This window comes from Sphingomonas arabinosi, assembly GCF_036663715.1.
Taxonomy (GTDB): domain Bacteria; phylum Pseudomonadota; class Alphaproteobacteria; order Sphingomonadales; family Sphingomonadaceae; genus Sphingomonas.
This window is the reverse complement of sequence record NZ_JAXOJN010000001.1, coordinates 513,270-538,182: the sequence shown is the minus strand read 5'-3', so window position 1 is coordinate 538,182 and position 24,913 is coordinate 513,270. Positions and strand designations below refer to the sequence as shown.

Below are 24,913 nucleotides of genomic sequence, written 5' to 3'. Positions count from 1 at the left end.
ATGGTCCCCATGCGCGCGCCGCCGAAAGGATGGCGGTTCGCGAGGACTGGCAATTAGGCTCCGGCGACGTAGCAATTCGAGATCGATTGCCGGGCCGGAGCATATGTTTCGCGTAGTATTGTCGGAATTATTAAGTGGCGCGGCCCTCTTTCGCCGCCGCGATTACAAACCCTCGCCGCCGACCCATTGTGCGTTGGACAGGCGGCGGGCGAGGTCCCAGCTCTGGACGCGAATATCGGGTACCGCGACGACTTCCCACAGCCCGCCGCGGGTCATCGGACCGATGCAGTGGATCCGGTCGTCGGGCGTGCCGTCGGCGCGGATCGCCCGCGACTGCGCGTCAACGTCGACACCGAGCCGCAGCGGATCGGGCCGGATCGCGCCCGTAGCCAGCAGGTGCTTTACGAGCGGCTCCTCCGATCGCAACAGATCGCCCTGCGGCCCGGTGCAGTTCACGATCCGCGCGGCGTGCGTGACGACGGTGGCGGTCTCGCCGCGTGGTCGCCAGGTCAGCTTTGCGTGCGGCCCGTCGGTCTCGGCGGAGACGATCTTGCCCGCTGCAAAGGTCAGTCGACCGGTCGAGACAAGCGCCTCGACGCGGTCGGCGACGGCAGGCGCGAGGCGGTGACGGTGAACGTCCCAATAGGGGCGCAGGTGACGGAGGAAACGGCCGCGCAGGTCTTGCGACGCTGCCGCCCACAGCATCTGCGTAACGGGACGAAGTTCGTCCACCGCCGCCCGCCAGCCACCGTCTTCGGTCCGCGCACGGACATGACGGACGAGGTCGGTCAGCCCGCCCTGCGGCTTGTCCGACACGCCGCGGTGCGCGGGGGCGCCGTCGACATGGCGGCGCGGCGACAGTCCACGGCGCGAGGTGGCGAGGATGTGGCCTGCAAATCCCTGCGCATCGAGCAACAGCGCTGCGTCGATCGCGGTCAGCCCTGTTCCGACCAGCACCACCGTGTCGCCGCCGCCCAGACCTTCGGCGAGATCGGCCGCCCACGGGTCCGCACAATACACACCCGCGGGCAAGGCCTCCGGCTTCAAGCCCGGCGGCGTGTGTGGTGGCAGATTGCCGAGCGCGAGCACGGCGGTGTCGGCGGTGATTTTCCGCCCGTCAGCCATCGTTAGCGTGACGCCGTCGCCGTCGCCGTCGCCGTCGCCGTCGCCGTTGCCGTTGCCCTTGCCGTCGCCGTTGCCGTTGCCGTTGCCGTCGCCGTTGCCGTTGCCGTTGCCGTTGCCGTTGCCGTTGCCGGTCATCGGATCGATCGCACAGACCTCTCCCTCGACATGAACCAGCCGCCCGTTCGACTCCGCGATCGCCCTATCGAGCAGTTCGCGCAGATATGCGCCGTACGTCGTACGCGGGACGAAGGTCTTGCGGTCGCCCTTGCCGCGTGCCTCCAGCCAGCGAACGAAATGATCGGGATCGTCCGGGAGCGCACTCATGTTCCCGGCGCGGACGTTGAGCAGGTGATCCGGATGCGCCGCACTATAGGCAACGCCCCGTGCGAGCTGCCGGTCACGCCGCTCGATCAGCGTCACGCGCGGCCCCTCGTGCCGGATCAGATTGACCGCGAACAACGCACCGGAGAACCCGCCCCCGACGACGACGACATGATCCTCGGGCCCCGCAATCCGCGGCATCGTCGCTCGGTCGTCCATCTGCTCGCTTACCTCGTTAGACGCGGATGCCATGCCTGATCGGCAGCAACTAGCCTACCCCGTGCGACATCACCGCGTCCCGATCGTCGCACTATGCCCGGTCATACCGGTACGGTTGGGACTAATTGTATGACCACGTGTCGGATGGCACCCCGATCGCGCACCGGACATGCTCGCAGACGCCTTCGCGTTTTCCCGGCCGGCTACGCCTCGATCAAGCGTCCCAGCAGGTTCGTCATGCGCAGTCGACCGAGCGCGGTCAGCTGAACGTGCGAACGGCGGCCGTCCCGCGCGTCGCGGATGCGTTCGACCAGGTCGGCGTCCTGCAACATCGTCAGATAGCGTAGCGCGGTGGCCGATGGCGCGCGCGCGCCGATGCAGACCGCCGAGACGCTCAGCCGGCGTTGCTCGTGTTCCGAAATGAACAGGTCGAGCAGGATATCCCAGGCAGGCTCCGAAAACAGCGCGTCCCCGAGCATCGCATCGCGGACCTTGCGGAGTTCGTACAGCCGCCGCGCCATATCGACCAGAATTGTGTCCGGTACGGCGAACGGCGTCGTGCGCTTGGCGATGTTGATCGGCGTTACGGCAAGTGCGTAAGTCATAAACGTCTTCCGAATTCGCTTATCGGATAGTTTGGTCCTGGCGACTCCAGTCGAGATCCCAGCCCCTGGCCTGGATCCGTCGCGAATGCCTGACCGTCCCGATCACGAGAAGCAGGACGATGGGATAGCTCCAGACGGCAGAGAGGACGGCGTAGACGAGGCGGATGACGTCGGGGCTGATCGCCTTGGCCAGATGGGCCCCCGTCCCCAACGCGTGGAGCGCGGTGACCCAGGCTGGCCAGAAGCGATCGGCATGCAACGTGATCACGATCATCACGACGAGCAGGATCAGGTCGACGATCATCACCCCGACCTCCATCCCGGCGAACAGCACCGGGATGTCGCGCTGGATAACGCTGGTGGAGAGCGCCGCCAGCACCAGGGCCAGGCCCGTCAACCGCTCCGGCGCTCCGCCCCGCAGGAGCGCATAGCCGGATGCAGTCAACTGTATCGCGTAGAACACCCAGACCCGATCCAACTCTTACCTCCGCAGGACCGTAGCCGGTCGTTCAGGCGGCCGCAGCCAGATGGACCGGGGCCAGGTGGATCGGGGCCAGATGGACGGGGGCGTCGAAGCCGGTAGCGATGCGTATCGCGCCCTCGTTCGGCGGGCATTCCGCGGTGTCGCCATAGCCATAGAACTGGCCGAGGCCGATCTCGGTACGGACATCGACCAGGGCTCGGTGCGCTTCGATGAAACGCTGACGGACGGCGACCATCTCGAACGATGCCTGCGATACCATCTGCAACGCGGCGGCACCGGTGCCGAGCGGCAGGTTCGCCGCGACGCGCTGTTGCATCAGCGTCGCCATGCAGGAAGCGGTGAGCATCGCGGCCTTGTCGACCGCGGCCTCTGCCTCGAGAAAGTCATTGGCTACCCTGTCGGCAGCGCGGCGTCGTTCCCTCAACATCGAAAGTCCTCCCCTAGGCACCGACGTTGCGGTGCCGTGTACGGGAGCGCTCTGGTCTCGGTTCGATCGTAACAGCGTGGTCAACGTCATCGCCATGTTGACGACCGCCATCGACGTGACGGCGATCAATCCCATGAGTGCGAGCAGTCGAAATATTCTGTCGCCGAGCGAAAACCGATTGCGCGCCACCCCCGCCGATCCGCTGCCACCGGATAGTCCGAGGAAGCGGCGAACAAACCCCCACGGCTCGATCTGAGCACTGCTTGCAGACGTTAAGCGAGGGAAGGGAATGTCGAGTGGTTCGGATGGTAGCCGTTCGTATGTCGACGCCTGTTCGAAGGGCGACGCAGGGTCGGTAGCGACGCGCGTGTGGGCAGCGGCGCGAGGGTCGGATGACGGGCGATCGCGGACCGGCGTGGCATACTCGGTCCCGCTACGCTGATGCTCGGTCCCGCCACGCTCATGGTCCTGCAGCCGGCGCGCAGCCTCGAACCGCGTGCCGACGCCGAGGATCTGGATCGCACGCTCGATCCGCTTGTCGATCGCCGACGGCGACACGCCGACGATCAGTGCGATTTCCTTGGAGTTGTGATGCGTCAGTACGAGCCGGAGACAGGCGCGTTGGGCTTCGGTCAACTGATCGATGCGTCCTGCGGTCATGCCGTGATGGTAGCGTGAACCTATGACGGTTGCACCCTTCGCGTGGCGATCAAGGAAACAGAATTACAAACCGTTGAATTGGAGGGAGGTTCTGGTGGTCGGGAGAGGGGGTGAGCCTCGTATCTGCGTTGAGATGATCGATGCCAGTGGACACGAGACCCGGTCTGTATGGACGGGAAGCGGCAGCCAAGTAGCGATGCTAGTCGCGGGCGAAGATCTCGGCATGGGGAATCGTCAGGTTTAGCGACGGCAGGGCCACGTCGTGCGGCTGGGCGAACATGTCGTCGCGCCACGTGGTTGGGCCGAGACGCTGGACGACGCGGGTGAGTTCGTTCTCGGGGTCGGCGAAGACGATCGTGTCGATGGATGCGAGTTCGCGGTATTCCGCCAGCTTGCTGCCCTGGTCGATCTTTGCGGTCGAGCCGGACAGGACTTCGAAGATCACCTTGGGATCGGTGAAGGCACGTTGCTCTTCGCGCTCACGAGTCGCGGGATTGCCGCAGAATACGCTGACGTCTGGGTAACGCAGATCGGTGTCGTTGACGCACACGCCCATGTCCGAATTATAGGCTCGGCAGCCGGTGCCGCGGAGCTTTCCGTGGAGGAATGCGAGAATGTTGCTTGCCACGCGCGAGTGCGCAGGGGTGCCGCCCGTCATCATGCGAATGACGCCGTCGACCAGTTCGAACTTGCGGTCCGTGCCGAAGTCGATTGCGAGGAACTCGTCGACCGTGATCTTCTTGTAGAGGGGATCGTGCCGCATGGGTGGGTTTTACCACTTGTCTACGGACAAACAAAGGGCCGGGGATTGCTCCCCGGCCCTTTGCTTTGGTCGTTTGTTCGGAACGGAGGACCGGCAAAGCCGGCCCTTGTCGTCGGACGGGACTGGTGGCTTGCGCCGCCAGCCCGCCGGCCGTTCTGATTTCGTGTCGGGACCAGCTCTCGCTGGCCCCGTCCGAAATCAGAAGTCCATGCCGCCCATGCCGCCCATGCCGCCGCCGCCCATGGGCATGGCGGGCTTGTCTTCGGCCATTTCGCTCACAGCCGCTTCGGTCGTGATCAGTAGGCCTGCGACCGATGCTGCGTTCTGCAGCGCGGTGCGGACGACCTTGGTCGGATCGATCACACCGGCTTCCACCAGGTTCTCGTAGGTGTCGGTCGCAGCGTTGAAGCCGATGTTCGAGTCGTTGCCGTCGAGCAGCTTGCCCGAAACCACCGCACCGTCATGACCTGCGTTCTGCGCGATCTGGCGAACCAGAGCCGTCAGCGACTTGCGCACGATATCGATACCGCGCGTCTGGTCGTCGTTCGCACCCTCGAGGCCGTCAAGCGCCTTGGTTGCGTACAGCAGAGCCGTACCGCCGCCGGGGACGATGCCTTCTTCGACGGCTGCACGGGTTGCGTGAAGGGCGTCGTCGACGCGGTCCTTGCGCTCCTTGACTTCGACTTCCGAAGAACCACCGACCTTGATCACGGCAACGCCGCCGGCAAGCTTGGCGAGACGCTCCTGGAGCTTCTCCTTGTCGTAGTCGCTGGTCGTGTTCTCGATCTGCTGGCGGATCGCTTCGGTGCGGCCCTTAATCGTGTCGTGATCGCCGGCACCGTCGACGATGACGGTGTTGTCCTTGTCGATCGTGACGCGCTTGGCGGTGCCGAGCATGCCGAGCGTGACGGTCTCGAGCTTGATGCCGAGGTCTTCCGAGATCATCTCGCCCTTGGTCAGGATCGCGATGTCCTCGAGCATCGCCTTGCGACGATCGCCGAAGCCCGGTGCCTTGACCGCTGCGACCTTCAGGCCGCCGCGCAGCTTGTTGACGACAAGCGTGGCGAGAGCCTCACCCTCGATGTCCTCGGCGATGATCAGGAGCGGACGACCCGACTGAACGACGGCTTCCAGGATCGGGAGCATCGCCTGCAGGTTCGACAGCTTCTTCTCGTGGATCAGGATGTAGGGATCCTGAAGCTCGACGGTCATCTTCTCGGGGTTGGTGATGAAGTACGGCGACAGATAGCCGCGGTCGAACTGCATGCCCTCGACGACGTCGAGCTCGAATTCGAGACCCTTCGCTTCCTCGACGGTGATGACGCCTTCCTTGCCGACCTTCTCCATGGCTTCGGCGATCTTCTCGCCGACTTCACGGTCGCCATTGGCCGAGATGATGCCGACCTGCGCCACTTCCTTCGAACCCGAAACCGGCTTCGAACGTGCCTTGACGTCCTCGACGACCTTGATGACGGCAAGATCGATGCCGCGCTTCAGGTCCATCGGGTTCATGCCCGCTGCGACCGACTTCATGCCCTCACGGACGATCGCCTGAGCGAGGACCGTCGCGGTGGTCGTGCCGTCGCCGGCGATGTCGTTGGTCTTCGAGGCCACTTCGCGCAGCATCTGCGCACCCATGTTCTCGAACTTGTCCTTGAGCTCGATCTCCTTGGCGACGGTGACGCCGTCCTTGGTGATGCGCGGTGCGCCGAAGCTCTTGTCGATGACGACGTTGCGGCCCTTGGGGCCCAAGGTCACCTTGACCGCGTCGGCGAGGATGTCGACGCCGCGGAGGATGCGCTCACGCGCGTCACGACCGAATTTCACGTCCTTGGAAGCCATGTCAGCTGCCCTTTCAGATGAGATATAGAAAAAGAAGGTTAGGCCGGGTTAGGCCAAGATCAGGTCTGAAAACCGATGATCCTGAGGTCGATCGGGGTTAGCCGACGATCCCGAGAATGTCAGATTCCTTCATGATCAGAAGGTCTTCGCCGTCGACCTTGACCTCGGTGCCCGACCATTTGCCGAACAGGATCTTGTCGCCGGTCTTGACGTCGAGCGGGGTGATCGTGCCGTTCTCGGCGCGGGTGCCGGTGCCGATGGCGACGACTTCGCCTTCCTGCGGCTTTTCCTTGGCGGTGTCGGGGATGATGATGCCGCCAGCCGTCTTCTCTTCGGCTTCGAGGCGCTTCACCAGCACGCGATCATGCAACGGACGAAAGTTCATGGGGTCCATGTCCTTTTGGATTGTGACAGATTTCTGGCACTCGAGGTTATCGAGTGCCAACGGACGGCATATGTGCCTGCACCAAGCTCATGTCAAAGGTTCCGCGGGTGAAATTTTTTCGGGCGAGCTTGGGTTTCGGGCGTCGTGGCTGAGGGGTGGTGGCGACGCTACGGACCGCACTGCCGTTCTCCTGCGCACGCAGGAGTTCAGGGTAACGGAGGGCGGCGCTTGGTATCCTGGGCTCATGCGTTCGCAGGAGAACACGAAGCCAAGTGGACCTTGCCTTCTGCTCACCTTCCGCTTGCGGGAGGGGTTGGGGGAGGGCAGTTCCGGGCGAGACATTCGTGGGACGCCCCTCCCCTGACCCCTCCCGCAAGCGGAAGGGGGACCCTGTTGCGTCCTGACACAAATGTTCGGGCTCGAACGCTGTCTGTGTTGGCACGGTAATACAGGGCATTTACCTCTGTCCGCGCATGCTCTAGCTCTCGTGTCATGACCGATACCGCTGCGCCGTCCTATGCCCCCTCCTATGTTGATCCAGCCCGGCCGCCGCGGAAGAAATGGCGGCTGGTGCGGGGTGTTTGGAAGTTCCTTGTCGCGATCAAGGATGCGCTCGTCCTGATCGCGATGCTGTTGTTCTTCGGGCTGATCTTCGCGGCGCTGAACGCGCGGCAGAGCACCACGGCGATCAAGGACGGTGCGCTGGTGCTCGACCTCAATGGCTCGATCGTCGAGCAGCCGGAAGAACAGGCCGCGTTCGCCGCGCTGTCGGGGCAGAGCCGGACGCGGCAGTTTCGCCTGCGCGACGTGGTCCGCTCGATCGATACCGCGCGGACCGATGCGCGCGTGAAGGTGGTGGTGCTCGATCTCGACAGCTTCGGCGGCGCGTATCCCGCGGCGCTGGGCGAAGTCGGTGATGCGCTGGCGCGGGTGCGCGCGAGCGGCAAGCCGGTGCTCGCCTATGCGACCGCGTACACCGATAGCGGCTACCGTCTCGCGGCCAATGCGAGCGAGGTCTGGGTCAACCCGCTAGGCGGTACGATCTTCATGGGACCGGGCGGAAACCAGCTTTATTACAAGGGCTTGATCGACAAGCTCGGCGTGAACGCACACGTCTACCGCGTCGGCCGCTACAAGTCGTTCGTCGAGCCCTACACGCGGACGGACCAGAGTGAGGACGCCAAGGCGGCCAGCACCGCGCTGTACGGTACGTTGTTCGCGCAGTGGCGCGAGGCCGTCGCGAAGGCACGGCCCAAGGCGCAGATCGCGCAGTTCATGAACGCGCCCGACAAGGTGATTCTCGCGTCGAACGGCAACATCGCCGAAGCGAATTTGCGCGCGGGTATCGTCGACAAGCTCGGCGACCGGACCGCGTTCGGGCGCCGCGTGGCCGAATATGCCGGCAGCGACGATTCCAAGCCGGCAGGCAATTTCACGACGATCAAATACGACGCCTGGGTGAAGGCCAACCCCCTGCCGACCGCTGGCGACTCGATTGGCGTGCTGACGATCGCCGGCGAGATCGTCGATGGCGAGAGCGGCCCCGGCAAGGCGGCGGGCAAGACGATCGAGAAGGCGGTGCTCGACGGGCTCGCCAAGAAGACGCTGAAGGCGCTGGTCGTGCGCGTCGATTCTCCGGGCGGCTCGGTGTTGGCGTCGGAGCAGATCCGGCTCGCGATCCTGGAGGCCAAGCGGCAGAAGCTGCCGATCGTCGTGTCGATGGGCGGCTTGGCAGCGAGCGGCGGATACTGGGTGTCGACGCCGGCCGACGTGATCTTCGCCGAGCCCGGCACGATCACCGGCTCGATCGGCATCTTCGGCGTGATCCCGACCTTCGAGAATGCGCTCGCCAAGATCGGCGTGACCAGCGACGGCGTGAAGACCACGCCGCTGTCGGGGCAGCCCGATATCGTCGGCGGCACCACGCCGATGTTCGATGCGATCGCGCAGGCGGGGATCGAGAACGGCTATCGCCAGTTCGTCTCGCGCGTCGCCGCCTCGCGGAAGATGACGCCGGCGCGGGTCGACGCGATCGGCCAGGGCCGCGTCTGGGATGGCGGCACCGCGCGTCAGATCGGGCTGGTCGACCGGTTCGGGACGCTCAAGGACGCGATCGATGAGGCGGCCAAGCGTGCCAAGCTCGATCCGGCGAAGGTACACGCGGAGTATCTGGAGAAAAAGCCGGGCTTCCTCGCGACGATCGCACAGGATTTCGGTGGCGACGAGGATGATGCCGCAGATGGAGCGACCGGCGGCGACGCGTTCGCGCACGTCGCGGCGGACCGGCGCCAGATGCTCGCGCGGGCGGTGGGTGACATGAAGCGGCTGGCGACTTCGGGTTCGATCCAGGCGCGGTGCCTGGAGTGTGGCGGGATGGGGCCGACAATGGCGGGCATCGGCGATGCGAAGCTGCTCGACCTGTTGCTGGCGCGGATCGGGTTCTGATGGTTCCCGCGTCTCGGGCAACGTTGGGCAACGGGGGCGGGATCGTCATCCGAGCCGCGCGGCCCGAGGATGCCGCGTCGATCGCGGCGATCTATGCGCCGCACGTGCTGGTCGGGACGGTGTCGTTCGAGACCGAGGCGCCGGATGCGCGGCAGATGCGGGCGCGGATGGCGGCGTCGGACGGGCTGTATCCCTGGCTGGTCGCGACGATCGGAACCGAGGGTGGCGTCCTGGCCTATGCCTATGCCTCGGCGTTCCACAAGCGCGAGGCGTACCGGTTCGCGTGCGAGACCACGGTGTATGTCGCGGACGCGGCGCAGCGACAGGGTGCGGGGCGGCTGTTGTACGAGGCGCTGATCGATACGCTGCGGGCTCAAGGGTTTACGCAGGCGATCGGGGCGATCGCGCTGCCGAACGACTCGTCGATCAAACTACATGAGGCGGTCGGGTTTCGCCGCGCGGGGGTGTACCGCGAGGTCGGGTACAAGAACGGGCAGTGGATCGACGTGGGGCATTGGCAGTGCGAGCTGAACGAACCTGCGGTGCCGCCGGTCGAGCCGCGGCGGTTTGCGGATGTTGGGGTTGTTCGGGGGTAGTGGCTGGGTCGGTGTTTGGTTTGGCGCGGGTGATATGGTTTGTGTCGTTGGTGGACTGGTTCTTGGTCGCGGGGATGCGACAGGATCTTGGGAGCGCGCGGTGCCTGACGTAGCGGTTTCTACCTGACTGCCTGCCTGAGCAGTTCCTCCTCGAGGCGCAATTCCTCCCCGACGCGCAGTTCCTCCCCGAGGCGCAGTCCCTTGTTGAAGAGTAGGGCGTCGTCTTCTTCGCCCCTCCCTGGAAGGGAGGGGTTGGGGGTGGGTTGGTTTCCTTGTGTCTCGGCAGTGGGGACATGAGCGGGCCTACCCACCCCCAGCCCCTCCCTTTCAGGGAGGGGGGCGGTTTGGGGTGTTGGGTGCCTTAGCGTCTTATCACTGTTCGTCGTGCGATCGCGGCCGCAGCCGGTGATCGCCTGAGCCCCGGCATAAGCACATATTCCACCCCGGCGGAGGCCGGGGCCCAATTGGCTAGGTTGCAGTGGCGGAGCGCGGTCCGTCGTTGGCGACGTCACCCAATTGGGCCCCGGCCTTCGCCGGGGTAGTGGTTGGGAGCCGGGGTGGTGCTTGGGAGGTGGGGTGGTGGTTGCTAGGCTAGATGGTGGTTCGGAAGCAAATTGGCGCGGGAGAGCCGTCGGCTTCAGTCCGCACGCCGGCCCTCTCCTCCTTGTTCTCCCGCGAAGGCGGGAGCCCAGGCTGGGTCCCCGCTTTCGCGGAGAAACAAGTGATAGAGTAACAAGCTGCGTGAGTTAGCGCCGGCCGCCATACGCCGGCAGCGCGAGATGGAAACGGATCGCCGCCGCGCGCAGCGTGAACCCGGCGCTCGCGGCGATCACCGCTGCCCACGCCAGCGGGACCCCCAGCAACACCAGCCCGACGTAACTCGCCGCCGCCAGTGCCGCAGCGGTCACGTACAGTTCCGGCCGCATCAGGATCGACGGCTCGCCCGCCAGCACGTCGCGGATGATGCCGCCGACGCAGGCGGTCATCACGCCCATCAGCGCGGCCGGCACCGGGGGCACGCCGTAGCCCAAAGCCTTGGCAGCGCCGTACACCGCGTACGCCGCGAGCCCGACCGCGTCGAACCAGCCGAGTGCCTCGCCCTTCCACCATCGCTCGGGGGTTACCCAGATCAGCAGCGCCATGCCCAGGCATACGGTGGCGGCGCGGGCGTCGTGGACCCAGAACACCGGTGCGCCGATCAGCAGGTCGCGGACCGTGCCGCCGCCGACTCCGGTGATCAGCCCGAAGAACACGAGCGTGACGAAGGTCTGACCGCGTTTTGCCGCCGCGAGCGCACCCGAGGCGGCGAACACCGCGAGGCCGGCGAGGTCGAACCAGGGTGCCGCGACGGGCAGGATCTCGACGGGGAGCGGGACGGGCAACATCAGGGCGGCGTAACCGGCCGGCTATCCAGCGTAAAGCGCGACCGCCGAATGACCTTGCTTTGCCCTATGGTAGCATTCGACGCGGTAGCGAACATGAACGCCAGCATGAACGAAGTGTTGTTTTTCGTTCATGCAACCGGCCGTATACAAGGCTCGTTACACCATCAGATCAAATCACTTGGGAGTTTAATCATGCGTAAGTTCATCCTGGCACTCGGCTGCAGCGCGATGGTCCTGCCGACCGTCCTGATCCCGGTTTCGGCCGCGGACGCGCGTGATCGTCGCGAATGGCGTGGTCGTGACGGTCGGGTCTATTGCAAGAAGAGCAACGGTACGACCGGTACGATCATCGGCGGCGTCGGCGGTGCACTGCTCGGTCGCACGGTCGACACCCGCGGCGACCGCACGGTCGGCACGCTGGGCGGCGCCGTACTCGGCGGTCTCGCCGGTCGCGCGATCGACAAGGGCACGAGCAACAACAACCGTCGTTGCCGCTAAAAGAAATTGCGCCGCTATTTCGGTAGTTGCGCGTTCAGGAAGGGCGCCGTGGGAAACCGCGGCGCCTTTTTTCTCGTCCAAAAGGATCAAAACGATGACCACACGCAGCGGTTCGGCAAAGTATGAAGGCCTTGGCAAGAGCGGCAAGGGTCATGTCTCGACCCAGTCGGGCGTGCTGTCCGACAGCCCCTACGGCTTCAACACGCGGTTCGAGAACGAGCCCGGCACCAACCCCGAGGAACTGATCGCGGCGGCGCATGCGTCGTGCTTCACGATGGCGCTGAGCTTCGCGCTGGCCGGCAAGGGTTATGAGGCGGGCACGCTGGAGACGTCGGCCAAGGTGACGCTCGACAAGGATGGCGACGGGTTCAAGATCACCAAGTCGGCGCTGACGCTGAACGCGAAGGTCGACGGCATCTCGAAGGAAGAGTTCGAGGCGATCGCCGCGGATGCCAAGGCGAACTGCCCGGTGTCGAAGGTGCTCAACGCCGAGATCACGCTGGAGCACAATCTGGCCGCATAAAAGCGCCTGACGACCTGTCGGTCGGCCGAATGCGACGTAGCATGCGGTCGGCCGACCTTTACCTACAGTACCGGGAGAGACGCCATGCCGCGTATCGCCATCCTTTCGGCAGCCTTGGCCGCTAGCGCGTTCGGGACGATCCCGGCGACCGCGCAGTCGACTGTGCGCGATGCTCGCCGCGAATACCGTGACGAGGTACGCGACGCGCGGCAGGATCGACGCGGGGATATTCGCGACATCCGCCGCGACGGTGTCGGCGCTGGGGGCCGCAACGGGAATTGGCAGCAGTATCGCGGCTATGACTATAATCGGTACGAGCGCGGCCAGCGGGGCTATTTCGCCGACCGCTATTACCGTGACGGCCGCTATTACCAGGAACGACGCCTGGGTCGGAACGACCGGATCTATCGCGGGAGTAACGGGCGCTATTATTGCCGGCGCAGCGACGGGACGACCGGGTTGATCATCGGCGGCCTGGCGGGCGGCGTGCTCGGCAATTTGATCTCGAGCGGCGGTTCCAGCCTGCTTGGGACGCTGATCGGCGGCAGCGGTGGGGCATTGCTCGGATCGTCGATCGACCGTGGCAACGTCCGCTGCCGTTGAGCGACCGTTAGCTTGAGGTGGGTGCGCCCGGTGGAAACGCCGAGCCCACCTTCCGTCAGATTATACCGCCGCCGAGGCTCAGGCGGATCGCGAAGATGATGATCAGGACGATGTTGAGATTGCGGCCGCCGTTGCTCGACGAGAGCGCGCCGACGGCTGCACCGACGATGCCGATCGGAATGACGAGCCAGTTCATCCAGCCGAGCAGCGGAATGAAGGCGACGAGGCCGAGCACCAAAGTGACGAGGCCGATGAGGATCGAGGCGATGTTCAGCATGGCGTGAACATGGCGAGTTGCAGGGGTTGGGACAAGTCTTCGGGTGTGTGGCAGAGTCTTACGATTCCCCTTGCCTGAGGAAGGTGACGAAGGGAGGAGGACACGGAACCGGCGTTTCCCTTACCTCCCCTTCCGTCTGGCAAGTGCCAGCCATCTCCCCCTGTCGGGGGAGGATTGGGGGTGCGTGGAAAGGGCTTTCTTCACCGTCGGGCTTGCATAGGATACGGGTGATGACTTTTCCCGCGCGCTCCGCCTTGCTTCTTCTGCTTGCGCTCGCCGCGTGCGACCGGCCTTCCACCGACCAGCAGGACCTGAACAGCCTGGATGCGGAGCTTACCAACGCCGCGGCGCGCGATCCTACGATGGGCGGGGTTCGGGGGAACGACGCTTATGTGGTGTATGTGACGGCGCGGGCCGGTGGTGGGAGCGATGTGGATTTGGTTTCCAACGCTGAAGGGTGAGTTCGCCCCCTCCTCCATCGCTTTGAAATGCACCACCCCGGCGAAGGCCGGGGCCCAATTGGGGAACGTCGCTAACGGAGCGCGGTCCTTCGTTACTGCGACCTTTCCAATTGGGCCCCGGCCTTCGCCGGGGTGGTGGTGAATTGGTGTAGCGTTCCCCTCCCCTAACCTTGTTCTGCAGGGGCCGCATACCCCTCCCCAACCGCACCTTTCCGTTTTCCCCGATTCACGCTAGGGCGCGGGGATGCTTCCCCTTCTCTACGTCATGGTCGGTGGCGCGGTCGGTTCCGGCGCGCGCTATCTGGCGGGTAGCGCGATGACCGCGCTGCTCGGGCCGGACTATCCGTTCGGGACGCTGGCGGTGAACATCGTCGGCGGGTTGCTGATGGGCCTGCTCGTCGGCGTGCTGGCGCGGAACAGCGCGTCGGAGCACTGGCGCCTGCTGCTTGCGGTCGGCGTGCTTGGGGGATTCACGACCTTTTCGGCGTTCTCGCTGGAGGTCGTCACGATGATCGAGCGAGGCGCATTCGGCGTCGCGCTCGGGTATGTTTTGGTGTCGGTGATCGGTTCGGTCGCCGCGTTGTTCGCGGGTCTCTCCGCAGTAAGGGCCGTCGCATGACTGCGGGCAAAAGCGATAGCGATATGGGTTTCCGCGAGTTCAACGTCGGGTTCGACGATGACGGCATCCGGCTCGACCGGTGGTTCAAGCGGCATCTGCCCGATACGAGCTACACGACGGTGGCGATGTGGGCGCGCACCGGGCAGCTGCGCGTCGACGGCGCGCGCGCGACCCCGGGCGACCGGATCGCGGCGGGCCAAATGCTGCGCGTGCCGCCCGCCGAGGCCGACAAGGCCACCGCCCACCCGGACAAGCCCAAGCGCGTCCGCGAACGCGTGATCCTGTCGGACGAAGAGACAGAACTCGCGCAGTCCATGGTCATCCACAAGGATTTCCAGGCGTTCGTGCTGAACAAGCCGCCGGGCCTCGCGACGCAGGGCGGGACCAAGACGACGCAGCATGTCGACGGGCTGCTCGATGCGCTCCAGTATGACAATGAGGGTCGGCCGAAGCTGGTCCACCGGCTCGACAAGGATACGTCGGGTGCGCTGCTGGTGGCGCGCACGTCGCGCGCGGCGGCGTTCTTTGCGAAGGCGTTTTCGGGGCGGACCGCGCGGAAAGTCTATTGGGCGCTGGTGGTCGACGTGCCGTCGATCGAGGACGGCATGATCGAGCTGCCGATCGCGAAACAGCCGGGCACCGGCGGCGAGAAGATGCACATCGACGAGGCCGAGGGCGCGCCGGCGCGGACGCGGTACCGCGTGATCGAGCGGGCCGGCAACCGCGCGGCGTGGGTCGAGTTGCAGCCGTTTACGGGGCGGACTCACCAGTTGCGCGTGCATATGGCGGCGATCGGGCATCCGATCGTCGGCGACGGCAAGTATGGCGGCGCTGCGGCGTTCCTGACCGGCGGAATCTCGCGGAAAATGCATCTGCATGCGCGCCGGATCAAGGTGGATCATCCGGATGGCGGGTCGATCGACGTGACGGCTGGGTTGCCTACGCATTTCGAGGAGAGCCTGAAGCAATTGGGCTTCGAGGAGTCGCTGGGCGACGCGCTGGTGCTGGATGAGAAGACGGCACCGACGCGCGAGCAGGTGAAGGCGCGGGCCAAGGCGCATGCGAAGTCTGTTCGGAAGGAGCGTCGTGGGGAGCGGCGTGGGCGCGGGGTCGTCGAGGACAAGAAGGTGGCTGCCAAGCCGGGGGCGCCTAAGACGGGCGGACCTCGGACTGGGGCTGGGTCGAAGTTCGGGGCGCCTCGGAGTGGGCCTCGGGTCGAGGGGGCTAAGCCGGCTGGGCGGGGTCGTCCGGGTGGGGCTGGGAAGCCTGGGCCTCGGAGTGGTCCTGGGACTCGGTGACGCTTATCGGGTGACGCGTGCCCTCACCCTTCCCACGGCCGAGTCGCCGCGGGCCCCTTCCCTCTCCCCCGGGGGGAGAGGGAGAGCGACGATGGGTAAGGTAAGGGTTTAAACGCATGCACCGCCCCGGCGGAGGCCGGGGCCCAGTTGGGAGACGTTGCTAACGGAGGGCGGCGCTCCGTTATTGCCACCTTTCCAACTGGGCCCCGGCCTTCGCCGGGGTGGCGTTTGGGGGGGATGGGTGATCTAAGCTCTCTACCGTTCCCCCGCGAAGGCGGGGGTCCAGGGCCACGATCGTAGCGCTGCTTGATTCCTGGGCCCCCACCTGCGCGGGAAAATAGTGTAGATCGCGCCTTACTTCAGCCAGCCCAGCAGCAACCGACGCACACCCTCGGTCACCGTTCCGAACACGATGTGCGACGTCGCGCTATACAGATGCGTGGTTGGTGACGTCTTCCACGGCGCATCGCCGAGCCCTGCCGCCGGAACCGCCGTCTCGTCGAGCACCGCCGTCGTCACCGCCGCGAACGCCGTCCCGAACCCCGCCGTCACCGCCGGCCGGTATTCCGCCGCCACCGCGTAGGCGACCCCCAGCCCTGCGCCGAGCGCGTAATGTACGACCTGTCCGGCAAGCGGCTTGCGATCGTCGGGGATCTCATGCCCGACCACGACCTGCGACACCTTGTCCGCCGCCTTCTGCGTCGCGGGTTCCGCATCGCTTTCCGACGAGGACAGCGCGGCGATGCCGGCCTGGAACAGGTCCATGGCCAACGACGCGGCGAGGCCGGCGACCAGGCCGGCAGCAGCGGCGGCCCAGATGTTCGGGGTGTCGGTCGGTGCGTCCGTCATCGTCAGTCTCCAGAGGTATCCAGCACGAACCGTTTGCCGGCGCGCGCGTTCCGGTTTGGCGTTCCCTCACGTGCACGCGTGATCTACGGGGCGGGGATGCGTTGGAAAATCTCATGACCCGTCTTGCCGTGTTCGATTGCGACGGGACGCTCGTCGACAGCCAGGCGAATATCTGCGTCGCGTGCGAACGGGCGTTCGAGGGCGCCGGGCTGATCCCACCGCCGCGCGCGGCCATTCGGCGGATCGTCGGGCTCAGCCTCGTCGAGGCGATGCAGGTTCTGTTGCCGGAGGCGGACGACGCGCTGCACCGGTCGCTCGCCAGCGACTACAAGGGCGCGTTCCATGCGATGCGGGCGAGTGGCGAACTGGCGGACGAGCCGTTGTTCGAGGGAATCGGCGAGGTGATCGAGACGCTGGCCGACGACGGTTGGGCGCTCGGCGTGGCGACGGGGAAGTCGGATCGCGGGCTCGCGCATATCCTTGCCGCGCACGGGATCACCGATCGGTTCGTGACGTTGCAGACCGCGGACCGGCATCCGTCGAAGCCCGATCCGGCGATGTTGCTGGCGGCGATCGCGGAGGCTGGCGCGAGCGCGGAGACGACCGCGATGATTGGCGATACGAGCTTCGACATGGCGATGGGGCGGGCGGCGCGAGTGCGGGCGGTCGGAGTCGCTTGGGGGTATCACGACGTGCACGAACTTTCCGACGCGGGTGCGGATGTCGTCGCGACCGCGGTGCCGGACTTGCTGCGCATGGTGGCGCGTCCATGACCGAAGCCGACAAATTGGCGCAGCGGCGCTGGATGATGCTCGTCGGGATACGACTGGCCGGCGTGGCGGGGGCATTGCTCGGGCTGATTTTGGTGGCGCGCGCGCACGACTTTGCACCGAAAATCTTAGGGATAGCGATCGTATTTTCGGCGCTGCTGATGATCGGACTGGTCCCGCGCAGCCTGGCACATCGCTGGCGGACGCCTGAATGAATGGAATGGGCGCATGAAGCGGTTCTGGAAAGACGTGGCGATCGATGCCGACCGGGTGGTGACGCTCGACGGCAAGCCGGTGCGGACGCCCGGGCGGCGACCGTTGGCGCTGCCGAGCGATGCGCTGGCCGAGGCGGTGGCGGAGGAGTGGCGCGCGGTTGGGGAGACGATCGATCCGCGGACGATGCCGCTGACGGGCTTGGCGAACGCGGCGACGGATCCGATCGCGAACGACCCTGCGCAGTTTGCCGCGCGGCTGGCGGCGTATGGCGAGAGCGACCTGCTGTGTTACCGCGCCGACGGCCCGCCTTTGCTGGTCGAGCGGCAGGCGGCGGCGTGGGATCCGCTGCTGGCGTGGGCGCGGGGGCGCTACGACGTGACGTTCGCGGTGACGGCGGGCGTGATGCATGTCGCGCAGCCGGCGGCGACGGTCGCGCGGCTGCACGAGGCGGTCGCGGCGTATGACGATTTCCGGCTGGCGGGGTTGTCGCCGGTGGTGACGCTGACTGGGTCGCTGGTGATCGGGCTGGCGCTGATCGAGGGCGAGATCGATGCGGACGCGGCCTGGGCTGCGTCGGGGATCGACGAGGACTGGTCGGTCGAGATGTGGGGTGAGGACTGGCAGGCGACTCAGCTGCGCGAGTTGAAGCGGGTCGAGTTCGGGTTCGGGGTGAAGTTTCTAGAGCTGCTCTGACTTGCCCCCCTCCCTGAAAGGGAGGGGTTGGGGGTGGGTTGGCCTGTTGGCTGAACCACCGATCCCCAAGCAGCCGACCCACCCCCGGCCCCTCCCTTTCAGGGAGGGGGGGAAGATCAGCGGGTCAGTCTGCGGATGAAACCAATGAGGCCGGTCTGGCGCGAGCGTTTGAGGCGTTCGGCGGCCAGGATCGTCTTCACGCCGCGGATGCAGCTGTCGACGTCGTCGTTGACCAGCACGTAATCATAGCCGTCCCAGTGGCTGACTTCGTTGGCCGCGCGCGACATACGAGCTTCGATTACTTCGGTCGAGTCGGTGCCGCGGCTGGTGAGCCTGCGGTGGAGTTCTTCCATCGAGGGCGGGAAGATGAAGACGCGGACGACGTCGCCGCCGGCGATCTGAAACAGCTGTTGCGCGCCCTGCCAGTCGATGTCGAACAGGACGTCCTTGCCGGCGGCCAGCATCTCCTCGACCTGCGCGCGCGGCGTACCGTAGCGGTGGTTGAAGACGTGCGCCCATTCGAGGAACTCGTCCTTCGCGACCATGTCGCGAAAGCCCTCGAGGTCGGTGAAATGGTAGTCCTTGCCGTCGACTTCGCCGGGTCGCATCGACCGGGTCGTGACCGAGACCGACATCTCCAACTCGTGCTCGTCCGCGAGCAATCTGCGCGCGATGGTCGACTTGCCGGCACCGGACGGTGAGGACAGGACGAACAGGACACCGCGGCGACGGAAACCATGTGGGTCGGACGGAAGTGTGTGGGGCATGCGCGCCCTTGCCGCGGACTGCGCATGGGCGTCAACCCATGCGCAGTCCGCGCGAGGTATTACGAAGGCGGATTAATAGCCTGCCTTGCGCGCCTTGTTACGGTCATAGGCCTTCTTGGCTGCGTAGCCGCCGCCGAGAACCATGCCGAGCGGACCCATGCGACGAAGTACGCTCATTGCGACCACGCCCTTGACCGCACCCGAGGTGCCGCCCGAACCGTCGCGACGGCCCATTTCGCGGCCAACCAATGCGCTGATAATACGTCCGATCATGATTTCACCTCTCCGAAAACCTGGTCCTTGAGTTCCGCTGCACCGCGCAGCACCGCCCAGCCGATCGCGTAGGTCACGGCCATGGGCACGACGATCTTGAGTACGTTGGCGGTGATCGCACCGATGATCGCGCCGTCTGCGTTGCCGTCGTCGCCGCTGAGCGAGTCGATGCCTGCGCCGATCAGCGCGCCTATGGTCGTTGCGCCCACGTAATTTCTCCTGCTCGTGTGGCGGGTTAGCGCGCGACGGGCGTTTGGGTTCCCGACTGAGTGGCGCGGCTACCCCTTGACCTTCCGTTCGCCCTGAGCGAAGTCGAAGGGTGTGTCCTAAGCAGGGATGCTTCGACTTCGCTCAGCACGAACGGATTTGGGACGTACGCACGCGCGTTAGCGGCCGAGCATCGATTCGGGTTTTACGACTCTGTCGAAGGTTTCCGCGTCGACCAGACCGAGGGCGAGGCCGGCTTCCTTCAGCGTCAGGCCTTCGGCGTGCGCATATTTGGCGATCTTCGCGGCCGCGTCGTAGCCGATCTCCGGGGCGAGCGCGGTGACCAGCATCAGCGAGCGGTCGAGCAGTTCGGCGATGCGGCCCCGGTTCGGTTCGATGCCGTCGACGCAGCGCTCCGCGAACCCTTCCATCGCGGTGGCGAGCAAGTCGATCGAGCGGAGCACGTTGGCGCCGATCAGCGGCTTGAACACGTTCAGTTCCAGATGGCCCTGCATCCCGCCGACCGTCACCGCGACGTGGTTGCCCATCACCTGGCCGGCGACCATCGTCAGCATCTCGCACTGGGTGGGGTTCACTTTCCCCGGCATGATCGAGCTGCCGGGCTCGTTCGCGGGGAGGTCGATCTCGCCGAAGCCGCAGCGCGGGCCTGAGCCGAGCAAGCGGATGTCGTTGGCGATCTTGGTCAGCGCGACCGCCAGCGTGTTGAGCGTGCCCGAAAGATGCACGAGCGGGTCATTCGACGCCAGCGCCTCGAACTTGTTGCGTGCACTGACGAATGGCAGGCCGGTAATTTCGGCGAGTTCGTGCGCGATTGCGTCGCCGAAGCCGGTGGGGGCGTTGAGGCCGGTGCCGACTGCTGTGCCGCCCTGCGCGAGAATGACCATGCCGTGGCTGATCGCGGGCTCGATGCGGTGACGGCAGCGGTAGAGCTGGTTCGCGTAGCCGGAGAATTCCTGCCCGAGCGTCAGCGGCGTCGCGTCCTGCAGGTGCGTGCGGCCGATTTTGACGATGTCGTCCCAGGCGTTGGCCTTCGCGTCGAGCGCGGCGTGGAGCTTGTCGAGCGCGGGGATGAGACGGTGGGTGGTGGCGATCGCGGCGGCGATGTGGAGCGCGGTCGGGAAGCTGTCGTTGGACGACTGGCTCATGTTGACGTGGTCGTTGGGATGGACCGGGGACTTGCCGCCGCGAGTGCCGGTGAGGACCTCGTTGGCGCGACCGGCGATGACCTCGTTCGCGTTCATGTTCGACTGCGTGCCGCTGCCGGTCTGCCAGATGACGAGGGGGAACTGGTCGTCGAGCTTGCCGTCGATGACTTCCTGTGCGGCGGAGTCGATCGCGGCGGCGATTTTCTCGTCGAGGCCGTGCGAGCGGTTTACGCGGGCGGCAGCTTGTTTGACGAGGGCTAGCGCATGGACGATCTCGATCGGCATGCGTTCGCGGGTGCCGAAGGGGAAGTTTTCGATCGAGCGTTCGGTTTGGGCGCCCCAATAGGCGTCGGCGGGGACTTCGATCGGGCCGATCGTGTCGGTTTCTGTGCGGGTGGTTTCTGTGCGGGTTTGGGTCATGCGGGATCAACCTTCCGTAGCGTGCTCGGGATCCCTCGCCCCTTCGGGGAGAGGGAGGGAGGAGCCGCAGGCGACGGAAGGGTGAGGGGCTTTGGGGCTTAGGACGCGTGTCCCAACGCCCCTCTCCCTTCCCACCGCAAGTACGGCGGGCTCCTTCCCTCTCCCCGTAGGGGCGAGGGAGTTTGGGTCACTTCTTCCGTTTGAAATCCACGGCTACGACGTTCGAGCCATCTTCGATCGGGACTGCGGTCGGGCCGTCGTTTTCCGCTTCGTCGTGGTCGCCAAGTGCGTCGTCCGCACCGTCCTGCGCCTGGAAGCGGAGTTCGAAGCTTACCGCGGGATCCTGGAACGCGGTGATCGCCGAATAGGGAATGACCAGCTTCGAAGGCACCTGGTTGAACGACAGCCCGATCGAGAAGCGCTCGTCATCGACGATGAGGTCCCAATAGCGGTTCTGCATGACGATCGTCATCTCGTCCGGGAAACGCTCGATCAGGCGTTTCGGGATGTCGACGCCGGGCGCCTGCGTCTTGAAGGTGATGTAGAAATGATGCTCGCCGGGAAGCCCGCCGGCGTCCGCAACGGAGCCAAGCACGCGGCCGACCACGGCACGCAGGGCTTCTTGTACGATCTCGTCGTAGGGAATCAGGCTATCGGGCAGTCCATCGGTCATTTCCCTTGGGTAGCGTCATTCGATTGGCGGTCAAGATTGCATGCGTCGTGGCGCACGTTATGGGAGGTGGCATGCGCACCGCCACGATTACCCGCTCCACCGCCGAGACGGCGATCGACGTCACCGTGAACCTCGATGGGACCGGCGTGTACGACGTCGAGACCGGGGTCGGCTTCTTCGATCACATGCTCGAGCAACTCTCGCGTCATTCGCTGATCGATCTTCGCGTGCGGACCAAGGGTGACCTGCATATCGACGAGCATCATACCGTCGAGGATACCGGCATCGCGATCGGGCAGGCGTTCGCGCAGGCGCTCGGCGACAAGCGCGGCATCACGCGGTACGGCGATGCGCTGTCGCCGATGGACGAGACTCTCACGCGGGTGGCGCTGGATATTTCCGGGCGGCCTTGGCTGGTGTGGAAGGATCTGTTCTCGCAGACGCGCTTGGGCGGCATGGACACGGAGATGTTCGAGCATTTCTTCCACAGCTTTGCGCAGGCGGCGGGGATCACGCTGCACGTCGAGACGCTGTACGGTAGCAACAACCACCATATTGCCGAGGCGGCGTTCAAGGGTGTCGCGCGGGCGCTTCGGACTGCGATCGAGATCGATCCGCGGAAGGCGGACGCGATTCCGTCGACCAAGGGGATGTTGTGACTTCCCCCCTCCCTGGAAGGGAGGGGCCGGGGGTGGGTCGGCCGCTAGGGACGCTCATCACCTGCCAACTGGCCGACCCACCCCCTACCCCTCCCTTCCAGGGAGGGGGGTTATGTTAGCCCTCATCGATTACGGCGCGGGGAACCTCCACTCGGTCGAGAACGCGCTGCGGACGGCCGGATGTGTCGATCTGGTCGTGACTTCGGACGCTGACGTGGTCGCCAAGGCCGAGCGCATCGTGCTGCCGGGAGTTGGGGCTTATGGCGCGTGTGCTGCGGCGTTGCGGGCGGTGCCGGGAATGGTCGAGGCGCTCAACAGACGCGTGCGGGACGAGGCTACGCCGTTTCTCGGGATCTGCGTCGGCATGCAGTTGATGGCCGATGCGGGTGAAGAGATGGGGATGCATGCCGGACTCGGATGGGTGCCCGGACGCGTGCGACGGCTGGAGCCGGGGACCATGGAAGCCAAGGTGCCGCACATGGGGTGGAACGACGTCGTCCCAACCACGCCGCATCCGTTGATCGAGCCGGGCGAGGCGTATTTCCTGCACAGTTTCGCGTTCGAGGGCTCGGACGTGCTCGCGACGACCGAGCATGCCGGCGCGGTCACCGCGGCGATCGGTCGCGAGACCATGATCGGCGTGCAGTTTCATCCTGAGAAGAGCCAGCGCTACGGCCTGGCCTTGCTCGAACGATTTCTGGAGTGGCGGCCGTGAGCCTCATTATCTTTCCCGCGATCGACCTCAAGGCGGGGCAGGTCGTACGGCTTGCCGAGGGCGATATGGACCGGGCGACCGTCTATGGCGACGATCCGGCGGCGCAGGCGATGCTGTTCGCGGACGCGGGCGCGGAGCATCTGCACGTGGTCGATCTCGACGGCGCGTTTGCGGGGGCTTCGGTCAATGGCGACGCGGTGCGGGCGATCGTTTCGCAGTTTCCGGGGCATGTGCAGCTTGGCGGTGGAATCCGGACGCGGGCTAGTGTCGAGGGTTGGTTCGACCTGGGCGTGTCTCGCGTGGTGATCGGGACGGCGGCGCTGGAGGATCCGGAATTCGTGCGCGGCGTGGCCAAGGATTTTCCGGGCGGGATCGTGGTCGCGGTTGACGCTAAGGACGGCATGGTCGCTACCAAGGGCTGGGCGGACGTGTCCACCACGACTGCCGTCGATCTCGCGCGGCGGTTCGAGGATGCTGGGGTGGCGTCTTTGTTGTTCACCGATGTCGGGCGTGACGGGATGCTGAAGGGGTGCAACGTCGACGCTACGGTCGATCTGGCGCGGTCGGTGGATATTCCTGTTATTGCCAGCGGTGGCGTGAAGGGGATTGCCGAGATCCACGTGCTGGCTTTGCATGTGCGGGATGGCGTCGAGGGCGTGATCACCGGGCGGGCGTTGTATGACGGCCGGCTCGATCTGGCGGCGGCGTTGAGTGTAGCGAAGGCAGCAGGATGATTCACGCGGAGACGCGGAGACGCGGAGGAAGCGAGAGCTCTTCGCGCAGAGGCGTAGGGAGCGCGGAGGCAGTGCGCGGCAGCATTCATTGTTTCCTCACTGGCGACGGAGTCCTGCCCGCCCGAGTTCCCGCCTTCTTCTCTGCGTCCTCTGCGCCTCTGCGCGAAAAATTCTTAGCGGCTTTGCCGCGTCTCCGCGTCTCCGCGTCTCCGCGTGAACCATTTCTTCGGCTCGGCGCATGACGGTTCGTGCGCGCGTCATTCCGTGTCTCGACGTCGCCGATGGGCGCGTGGTGAAGGGCGTGAACTTCGTCGAACTGCGCGACGCCGGCGATCCGGTCGAGCAGGCGCGGGCGTATGATGCGGCCGGGGCGGACGAGCTGTGCTTCCTCGATATCGGTGCGAGCCATGAGGGTCGGGGTACGATCCTCGACGTGGTGCGACGGACGGCGGCGGTGTGTTTCATGCCGTTGACGGTTGGCGGCGGGGTCCGGACGGCAGATGATGCGCGGGCGCTGTTGCTGGCGGGGGCGGACAAGGTGGCGGTCAATTCGGCGGCAGTCGAGCGGCCGGAACTGGTCGCGGATATCGCAGAACGGTTCGGCAGCCAGTGCTGCGTCGCGAGTGTCGATGCGCGGCGGTCCGGGGAAGGCTGGGAAGTCTTCACGCATGGCGGCCGGCGCGCGACCGGGATCGATGCGATCGCACATGCCCTGAAGCTTGCCGAACTCGGCGCGGGCGAACTGCTCGTCACCTCGATGGACCGCGACGGGACGCGCAGTGGCTATGACCTCGACCTGATCCGGGCGATTTCCGACCGTGTAAGCGTGCCGGTCGTCGCGAGTGGCGGGGTCGGCGGGCTCGACGATCTGGTGGCGGGCATTCGTGACGGGCATGCGAGCGCAGTGCTGGCCGCGTCGATCTTCCATTTCGGGCAGGCGTCGATCGGCGACGCGCATGCCGCGCTGGCGGCGGCGGGGATCCCGGTTCGTTCGCCGGATCGCCCTGAACGATACCAGCCGGCCTGATCCGATGATCGCCCTGCCGCTACTCGCGGTGCAGTCGGGGCATAGCGGCATCGTTCATCCACGGACCGGGCGGAACTGTCGGACATCGCGCTCTTCGGGTTTGCCGCGGTCGGCGTGTGGCTGGTGCGGCGGGCGTTGCGGAAGCGGTTTGCCCGGACCAAACTGCCCGAGAAGGATTGACCCGCCTGCGCTGCTACGCCAGCAAGTC

General features: G+C 65.8%; 30 protein-coding genes. 15 read left to right on the top strand and 15 right to left on the bottom strand.

From position 1 onward, the window contains the following. Nucleotides 1-162: 162 nt before the first annotated feature. From U1708_RS02480 to groES, 7 genes are all read right to left on the bottom strand, one after another. Nucleotides 163-1,665 (bottom strand): FAD/NAD(P)-binding protein, encoded by a 1,503-nt coding sequence (locus U1708_RS02480; protein ID WP_332742610.1) that lies wholly within the window; start codon nucleotides 1,663-1,665, stop codon nucleotides 163-165. Nucleotides 1,666-1,868: 203 nt separating this feature from the next. Further along, the gene (locus U1708_RS02475; protein ID WP_332742365.1) at nucleotides 1,869-2,270 is read right to left on the bottom strand and encodes a transcriptional regulator; all 402 of its coding nucleotides are present in this window, start codon (nucleotides 2,268-2,270) and stop codon (nucleotides 1,869-1,871) included. Between the two features lie 19 nt (nucleotides 2,271-2,289). Next, the gene (locus U1708_RS02470; RefSeq protein WP_332742363.1) at nucleotides 2,290-2,748 is read right to left on the bottom strand and encodes a hypothetical protein; all 459 of its coding nucleotides are present in this window, start codon (nucleotides 2,746-2,748) and stop codon (nucleotides 2,290-2,292) included. Between the two features lie 31 nt (nucleotides 2,749-2,779). Then, nucleotides 2,780-3,841, bottom strand: coding sequence for a sigma factor-like helix-turn-helix DNA-binding protein (locus U1708_RS02465; RefSeq protein ID WP_332742361.1), 1,062 nt, complete (start codon nucleotides 3,839-3,841; stop codon nucleotides 2,780-2,782). A 199-nt stretch (nucleotides 3,842-4,040) separates the two neighbouring features. After that, entirely contained in the window at nucleotides 4,041-4,604 is a 564-nt protein-coding gene (locus U1708_RS02460; protein ID WP_332742359.1) for a Uma2 family endonuclease, read from the bottom strand. 198 nt (nucleotides 4,605-4,802) lie between these two features. Then, nucleotides 4,803-6,446 carry a chaperonin GroEL gene (gene groL / locus U1708_RS02455; protein WP_056052034.1) on the bottom strand — a complete coding sequence of 548 codons (1,644 nt, stop codon included), beginning with the start codon at nucleotides 6,444-6,446 and terminating at the stop codon, nucleotides 4,803-4,805. Between the two features lie 97 nt (nucleotides 6,447-6,543). Next, nucleotides 6,544-6,831, bottom strand: coding sequence for a co-chaperone GroES (gene groES / locus U1708_RS02450; protein ID WP_056052039.1), 288 nt, complete (start codon nucleotides 6,829-6,831; stop codon nucleotides 6,544-6,546). Between the two features lie 492 nt (nucleotides 6,832-7,323). On the opposite strand from groES, the gene sppA reads away from it, so the two are divergent. Beyond that, on the top strand, nucleotides 7,324-9,276 hold the full coding sequence (gene sppA, locus U1708_RS02445) for a signal peptide peptidase SppA (RefSeq protein ID WP_332742353.1): 1,953 nt from the start codon (nucleotides 7,324-7,326) through the stop codon (nucleotides 9,274-9,276). Beyond that, on the top strand, nucleotides 9,276-9,872 hold the full coding sequence (locus U1708_RS02440; RefSeq protein WP_332742351.1) for a GNAT family N-acetyltransferase: 597 nt from the start codon (nucleotides 9,276-9,278) through the stop codon (nucleotides 9,870-9,872). Before sppA ends, U1708_RS02440 begins: the two co-directional genes overlap by 1 nt. 746 nt (nucleotides 9,873-10,618) lie before the next feature. On the opposite strand, the gene U1708_RS02435 is transcribed toward U1708_RS02440, so the two are convergent. Next, nucleotides 10,619-11,257 (bottom strand): trimeric intracellular cation channel family protein, encoded by a 639-nt coding sequence (locus U1708_RS02435; protein WP_307086984.1) that lies wholly within the window; start codon nucleotides 11,255-11,257, stop codon nucleotides 10,619-10,621. A gap of 192 nt (nucleotides 11,258-11,449) precedes the next feature. Here U1708_RS02435 and U1708_RS02430 point away from each other — a divergent pair, with 192 nt between their 5' ends. From U1708_RS02430 to U1708_RS02420, 3 genes are all read left to right on the top strand, one after another. Beyond that, the gene (locus U1708_RS02430) at nucleotides 11,450-11,755 is read left to right on the top strand and encodes a glycine zipper 2TM domain-containing protein (protein WP_131583811.1); all 306 of its coding nucleotides are present in this window, start codon (nucleotides 11,450-11,452) and stop codon (nucleotides 11,753-11,755) included. A 94-nt stretch (nucleotides 11,756-11,849) separates the two neighbouring features. Further along, nucleotides 11,850-12,278 (top strand): OsmC family protein, encoded by a 429-nt coding sequence (locus U1708_RS02425; protein ID WP_056065668.1) that lies wholly within the window; start codon nucleotides 11,850-11,852, stop codon nucleotides 12,276-12,278. An 84-nt stretch (nucleotides 12,279-12,362) separates the two neighbouring features. After that, nucleotides 12,363-12,881 carry a glycine zipper 2TM domain-containing protein gene (locus U1708_RS02420; RefSeq protein ID WP_332742345.1) on the top strand — a complete coding sequence of 173 codons (519 nt, stop codon included), beginning with the start codon at nucleotides 12,363-12,365 and terminating at the stop codon, nucleotides 12,879-12,881. A gap of 55 nt (nucleotides 12,882-12,936) precedes the next feature. Here U1708_RS02420 and U1708_RS02415 read toward each other — a convergent pair whose 3' ends face one another. Then, nucleotides 12,937-13,158 carry a hypothetical protein gene (locus U1708_RS02415; protein ID WP_307086988.1) on the bottom strand — a complete coding sequence of 74 codons (222 nt, stop codon included), beginning with the start codon at nucleotides 13,156-13,158 and terminating at the stop codon, nucleotides 12,937-12,939. A gap of 230 nt (nucleotides 13,159-13,388) precedes the next feature. On the opposite strand from U1708_RS02415, the gene U1708_RS02410 reads away from it, so the two are divergent. The 3 genes from U1708_RS02410 (at nucleotide 13,389) to U1708_RS02400 (ending at nucleotide 15,536) form a co-directional block, all read left to right on the top strand. Continuing rightward, the gene (locus tag U1708_RS02410) at nucleotides 13,389-13,619 is read left to right on the top strand and encodes a hypothetical protein (protein ID WP_332742342.1); all 231 of its coding nucleotides are present in this window, start codon (nucleotides 13,389-13,391) and stop codon (nucleotides 13,617-13,619) included. A gap of 244 nt (nucleotides 13,620-13,863) precedes the next feature. Beyond that, complete coding sequence (gene crcB / locus U1708_RS02405) at nucleotides 13,864-14,238, top strand: fluoride efflux transporter CrcB (RefSeq protein ID WP_332742340.1); 375 nt, start codon at nucleotides 13,864-13,866, stop codon at nucleotides 14,236-14,238. After that, on the top strand, nucleotides 14,235-15,536 hold the full coding sequence (locus U1708_RS02400; RefSeq protein ID WP_332742338.1) for an RluA family pseudouridine synthase: 1,302 nt from the start codon (nucleotides 14,235-14,237) through the stop codon (nucleotides 15,534-15,536). Before crcB ends, U1708_RS02400 begins: the two co-directional genes overlap by 4 nt. Nucleotides 15,537-15,890: 354 nt before the next feature. On the opposite strand, the gene U1708_RS02395 is transcribed toward U1708_RS02400, so the two are convergent. Next, entirely contained in the window at nucleotides 15,891-16,385 is a 495-nt protein-coding gene (locus U1708_RS02395) for a DUF1440 domain-containing protein (protein WP_332742336.1), read from the bottom strand. 113 nt (nucleotides 16,386-16,498) lie between these two features. On the opposite strand from U1708_RS02395, the gene U1708_RS02390 reads away from it, so the two are divergent. The 3 genes from U1708_RS02390 to U1708_RS02380 are packed head-to-tail and all read left to right on the top strand — an operon-like array spanning nucleotide 16,499 to nucleotide 18,064. Then, nucleotides 16,499-17,158: an HAD-IA family hydrolase gene (locus tag U1708_RS02390; RefSeq protein WP_332742334.1), complete on the top strand. Its 660-nt coding sequence runs from the start codon at nucleotides 16,499-16,501 to the stop codon at nucleotides 17,156-17,158. Continuing rightward, on the top strand, nucleotides 17,155-17,370 hold the full coding sequence (locus tag U1708_RS02385) for a hypothetical protein (protein ID WP_332742332.1): 216 nt from the start codon (nucleotides 17,155-17,157) through the stop codon (nucleotides 17,368-17,370). Before U1708_RS02390 ends, U1708_RS02385 begins: the two co-directional genes overlap by 4 nt. A gap of 13 nt (nucleotides 17,371-17,383) precedes the next feature. Next, nucleotides 17,384-18,064, top strand: coding sequence for an ATP12 family chaperone protein (locus U1708_RS02380; RefSeq protein WP_332742330.1), 681 nt, complete (start codon nucleotides 17,384-17,386; stop codon nucleotides 18,062-18,064). 116 nt (nucleotides 18,065-18,180) lie between these two features. On the opposite strand, the gene gmk is transcribed toward U1708_RS02380, so the two are convergent. From gmk to U1708_RS02355, 5 genes are all read right to left on the bottom strand, one after another. Beyond that, nucleotides 18,181-18,831 carry a guanylate kinase gene (gmk, locus tag U1708_RS02375; protein ID WP_248522626.1) on the bottom strand — a complete coding sequence of 217 codons (651 nt, stop codon included), beginning with the start codon at nucleotides 18,829-18,831 and terminating at the stop codon, nucleotides 18,181-18,183. Nucleotides 18,832-18,903: 72 nt separating this feature from the next. Next, nucleotides 18,904-19,104, bottom strand: coding sequence for a hypothetical protein (locus U1708_RS02370; RefSeq protein ID WP_307086996.1), 201 nt, complete (start codon nucleotides 19,102-19,104; stop codon nucleotides 18,904-18,906). Further along, a complete protein-coding gene (locus U1708_RS02365) occupies nucleotides 19,101-19,313 on the bottom strand; it encodes a hypothetical protein (protein WP_248522625.1) in 213 nt (70 codons plus the stop codon). The genes U1708_RS02370 and U1708_RS02365 overlap by 4 nt, the downstream gene beginning before the upstream one ends. Before the next feature lie 177 nt (nucleotides 19,314-19,490). Further along, a complete protein-coding gene (fumC, locus tag U1708_RS02360; RefSeq protein WP_332742324.1) occupies nucleotides 19,491-20,897 on the bottom strand; it encodes a class II fumarate hydratase in 1,407 nt (468 codons plus the stop codon). 187 nt (nucleotides 20,898-21,084) lie between these two features. Continuing rightward, nucleotides 21,085-21,570, bottom strand: coding sequence for an SspB family protein (locus tag U1708_RS02355; RefSeq protein ID WP_307086998.1), 486 nt, complete (start codon nucleotides 21,568-21,570; stop codon nucleotides 21,085-21,087). Nucleotides 21,571-21,641: 71 nt separating this feature from the next. Here U1708_RS02355 and hisB point away from each other — a divergent pair, with 71 nt between their 5' ends. The 4 genes from hisB (at nucleotide 21,642) to hisF (ending at nucleotide 24,705) form a co-directional block, all read left to right on the top strand. After that, on the top strand, nucleotides 21,642-22,229 hold the full coding sequence (hisB, locus tag U1708_RS02350; RefSeq protein ID WP_307086999.1) for an imidazoleglycerol-phosphate dehydratase HisB: 588 nt from the start codon (nucleotides 21,642-21,644) through the stop codon (nucleotides 22,227-22,229). Nucleotides 22,230-22,341: 112 nt separating this feature from the next. Further along, entirely contained in the window at nucleotides 22,342-22,944 is a 603-nt protein-coding gene (hisH, locus tag U1708_RS02345) for an imidazole glycerol phosphate synthase subunit HisH (RefSeq protein WP_332742318.1), read from the top strand. Further along, nucleotides 22,941-23,678, top strand: a complete 738-nt coding sequence (hisA, locus tag U1708_RS02340; protein ID WP_332742316.1) for a 1-(5-phosphoribosyl)-5-[(5-phosphoribosylamino)methylideneamino]imidazole-4-carboxamide isomerase — start codon at nucleotides 22,941-22,943, stop codon at nucleotides 23,676-23,678. The genes hisH and hisA overlap by 4 nt, the downstream gene beginning before the upstream one ends. A gap of 238 nt (nucleotides 23,679-23,916) precedes the next feature. Further along, entirely contained in the window at nucleotides 23,917-24,705 is a 789-nt protein-coding gene (gene hisF, locus U1708_RS02335) for an imidazole glycerol phosphate synthase subunit HisF (protein ID WP_332742314.1), read from the top strand. The last annotated feature ends 208 nt before the right edge of the window (nucleotides 24,706-24,913 follow it).

Bases quoted from the DNA above. Each gene is read 5' to 3' on its own strand.
- U1708_RS02425 (WP_056065668.1), top strand. From the start codon at position 11,850: ATGACCACACGCAGCGGTTCGGCAAAGTATGAAGGCCTTGGCAAGAGC.
- hisH (WP_332742318.1), top strand. From the start codon at position 22,342: ATGTTAGCCCTCATCGATTACGGCGCGGGGAACCTCCACTCGGTCGAG.
- U1708_RS02420 (WP_332742345.1), top strand. From the start codon at position 12,363: ATGCCGCGTATCGCCATCCTTTCGGCAGCCTTGGCCGCTAGCGCGTTC.
- U1708_RS02380 (WP_332742330.1), top strand. From the start codon at position 17,384: ATGAAGCGGTTCTGGAAAGACGTGGCGATCGATGCCGACCGGGTGGTG.
- U1708_RS02395 (WP_332742336.1), bottom strand. From the start codon at position 16,385: ATGACGGACGCACCGACCGACACCCCGAACATCTGGGCCGCCGCTGCT.
- U1708_RS02435 (WP_307086984.1), bottom strand. From the start codon at position 11,257: ATGTTGCCCGTCCCGCTCCCCGTCGAGATCCTGCCCGTCGCGGCACCC.
- hisF (WP_332742314.1), top strand. From the start codon at position 23,917: ATGACGGTTCGTGCGCGCGTCATTCCGTGTCTCGACGTCGCCGATGGG.
- sppA (WP_332742353.1), top strand. From the start codon at position 7,324: ATGACCGATACCGCTGCGCCGTCCTATGCCCCCTCCTATGTTGATCCA.
- U1708_RS02355 (WP_307086998.1), bottom strand. From the start codon at position 21,570: ATGACCGATGGACTGCCCGATAGCCTGATTCCCTACGACGAGATCGTA.
- U1708_RS02430 (WP_131583811.1), top strand. From the start codon at position 11,450: ATGCGTAAGTTCATCCTGGCACTCGGCTGCAGCGCGATGGTCCTGCCG.
- U1708_RS02465 (WP_332742361.1), bottom strand. From the start codon at position 3,841: ATGACCGCAGGACGCATCGATCAGTTGACCGAAGCCCAACGCGCCTGT.
- groES (WP_056052039.1), bottom strand. From the start codon at position 6,831: ATGAACTTTCGTCCGTTGCATGATCGCGTGCTGGTGAAGCGCCTCGAA.
- U1708_RS02475 (WP_332742365.1), bottom strand. From the start codon at position 2,270: ATGACTTACGCACTTGCCGTAACGCCGATCAACATCGCCAAGCGCACG.
- gmk (WP_248522626.1), bottom strand. From the start codon at position 18,831: ATGCCCCACACACTTCCGTCCGACCCACATGGTTTCCGTCGCCGCGGT.
- U1708_RS02480 (WP_332742610.1), bottom strand. From the start codon at position 1,665: ATGGACGACCGAGCGACGATGCCGCGGATTGCGGGGCCCGAGGATCAT.
- hisB (WP_307086999.1), top strand. From the start codon at position 21,642: ATGCGCACCGCCACGATTACCCGCTCCACCGCCGAGACGGCGATCGAC.
- fumC (WP_332742324.1), bottom strand. From the start codon at position 20,897: ATGACCCAAACCCGCACAGAAACCACCCGCACAGAAACCGACACGATC.
- U1708_RS02415 (WP_307086988.1), bottom strand. From the start codon at position 13,158: ATGCTGAACATCGCCTCGATCCTCATCGGCCTCGTCACTTTGGTGCTC.
- U1708_RS02390 (WP_332742334.1), top strand. From the start codon at position 16,499: ATGACCCGTCTTGCCGTGTTCGATTGCGACGGGACGCTCGTCGACAGC.
- U1708_RS02440 (WP_332742351.1), top strand. From the start codon at position 9,276: ATGGTTCCCGCGTCTCGGGCAACGTTGGGCAACGGGGGCGGGATCGTC.
- U1708_RS02460 (WP_332742359.1), bottom strand. From the start codon at position 4,604: ATGCGGCACGATCCCCTCTACAAGAAGATCACGGTCGACGAGTTCCTC.
- groL (WP_056052034.1), bottom strand. From the start codon at position 6,446: ATGGCTTCCAAGGACGTGAAATTCGGTCGTGACGCGCGTGAGCGCATC.
- U1708_RS02410 (WP_332742342.1), top strand. From the start codon at position 13,389: ATGACTTTTCCCGCGCGCTCCGCCTTGCTTCTTCTGCTTGCGCTCGCC.
- crcB (WP_332742340.1), top strand. From the start codon at position 13,864: ATGCTTCCCCTTCTCTACGTCATGGTCGGTGGCGCGGTCGGTTCCGGC.
- U1708_RS02370 (WP_307086996.1), bottom strand. From the start codon at position 19,104: ATGATCGGACGTATTATCAGCGCATTGGTTGGCCGCGAAATGGGCCGT.
- U1708_RS02385 (WP_332742332.1), top strand. From the start codon at position 17,155: ATGACCGAAGCCGACAAATTGGCGCAGCGGCGCTGGATGATGCTCGTC.
- U1708_RS02400 (WP_332742338.1), top strand. From the start codon at position 14,235: ATGACTGCGGGCAAAAGCGATAGCGATATGGGTTTCCGCGAGTTCAAC.